At 79.3% G+C, this 2,087-nt stretch carries 1 protein-coding gene; it reads left to right on the top strand.

What is annotated here, in order from left to right; genetic code table 11:
- A partial coding sequence (locus ABZW03_RS40200) for a LuxR family transcriptional regulator (RefSeq protein ID WP_355269748.1) occupies positions 1-2,087 on the top strand: 2,087 nt, incomplete at both ends.

Here is a 2,087-nt window from a genome sequence, read left to right as displayed (position 1 = left end):
GTAGACGTCGAACAGCTGGAGCTTCTCGTAGACCGGCGCGACCGTGGCGTGCCGCTGGGCCCGGTGGTGGACGCGCTGCGCGGGGTGGGCCCGTTCCTGCCGCCCGCCGACCGCATCCCGGCCAGCGCCGGGGCGCTGCGCCCGCTGCTGCCCGACCTCGCCGACCGGCTGCCGCCGCTGCCCGCCGCCGCCGGCGAGGGCCCGCCGGGGCTGCGGCTGCTCGTCCAGGCGGTGCGCGCGCTGCTGGGCGCCCTCGGCGAGACCGTCCTGGTCGTCGAGGACCTGCACTGGGTGGACGACGCCACCCGCGAGCTGCTCCTGCTGCTGGCCCGGGACGTGCCGCCGGGGCTGGCCCTGGTGCTCACCTACCGGGCCGAGGACCTGCCGCCCGACACCCCGGCCCTGGGCGCCGCCTACCGCCGCCCGGCCGGGGTGGGCGGGGCGCTGCTGCGGCTGTCCCCGCTGGCCGAGGCGGAGGTCCACGAGCTGGCCCGGGCCGCGCTCGGCCCGCGCGCCACCGCCGCCCTCACCCGGGTGCTGTTCGAGCGCAGCGAGGGCCTGCCGCTGGTCGCCGAGGAGGACCTGATCACGCTGGGCGAGCGGCGCGGCGCCGGCGCGCTGACCAACGCCGCGGACCTGGCCGCCGACCTGGAGCAGTCCGAGGTGCCGCGCGGCCTGCGCGACGCCGTCACCGAGCGGCTCGCGGCGCTGTCCCCGGACGCCGCCGCGATCGCCTGCGCCGCCGCCGTGCTCGGCGTGCCGGCCGGGGAGGACCTGCTGGCCGCCGTGGCCGGCCTGGACGCGCAGGCCGCCGCCGACGGCCTCACCGAGGCGCTGCGGGCGGCGGTGCTCCACGAGCAGCCGCTGGCCCGGTACGGGTTCCGGCACGTGCTGGCGCAGCAGGTGGCCTACCGCCGGCTGCCCGGGCCGCGGCGCGGCGCGCTGCACCGGCGCGCGGTGGCGGCGCTGGGCGCGCGGGAGCCGAGGCCGCTGGTGCAGATCGCCCACCACACGCTGGCGCTGGGCGACCGGGCGGCCTGGCAGGAGGTGGCCGAGGCGGCCGCCGACCAGGCGGTCGCGCTCGGGGACAGCGGCAGCGCGGGGGCGCTGCTGCGCCGGCTGCTGGACGAGCCCGACCTCGACCCGGGCCGGCGCGGGCGGGCGGCGCTCGCGCTGGCGCGGATCGCCGCCGACGGCGTGGACTCGGTGGCGAGCGCCGCGGTGCTGACCGCGATCATCGCCGACCCGCGGCTGCCGGCGGCCGACCGCGGCGAGATCCGCCTGTCGCTGGGCTTCCTGATGGCCGTGCACGGCGGGGACCGGGCCGGTTTCGACCGGATGGAGGAGTCCCTGGAGGAGCTGGGGCCGCGCCCGTCCCGGGCGGCCCGGGCGATGGTGGCGCTGGCCATGAACGAGCGCGACGACGCCGGGGAGCGGGCCTGGCAGTGGCTGGAGCGGGCCGAGCGGACGCTGGCCGCGCACCCGGACGAGGAGGTGGCCGCCGCGGTGCGGGCGACCCGGCTGACCTTCCTGGCGCGCGAGGGCGACCCGTCGGTGTGGGCGCTGCTGGAGGGGCTGCCGCGCACCTCGCCGCGCCCGGAGATCGTCCGGCAGACCACCCGCGCGCTGTACAACGCGGGCGAGATCGCCGTGGAGCTGGGCCACGACCGGCGGGCCGCGGTGCTGCTGGAGGAGAGCCGGCGCCTGGCCCGGCAGGCGGCGATCCCGTACCTGGAGTGCTACAGCCGGATCGCGCTGGTGCGCCTGGACGGGCTGGCCGGGCGCTGGGAGGGGCTGGAGGAGCGGCTGGCCGCGCTGGGCGCCGAGTTCCCGGACCTCGCGATGGCCGGGGTCGAGCAGGCGCTGCTGCTGGGCCGGCTGGCGGCGGCGCGCGGCCGGCTCGCGGTGGCGCACGCCCACTTCGCCGAGGCGGGCCCGTACGGGGAGCGGGAGTCGCAGGTGACCGGGGCGCTGCGGGCGGCCGCCGGGCTGGCGGCGCTGCAGCTGGTGAGTGGGCGTCGCAAAAATACGACAGAACAGGGCCAACTCACCAAAAACGGTGAGTCAGCCCCCACACCCAGAACAGC

Origin of the sequence: Kitasatospora sp. NPDC004799, from assembly GCF_040609095.1 — a bacterium.
Lineage (GTDB): Bacteria > Actinomycetota > Actinomycetes > Streptomycetales > Streptomycetaceae > Kitasatospora.
Note: the sequence above shows the minus strand (reverse complement) of the source record. Positions and strands in the feature narration are given on the sequence as shown.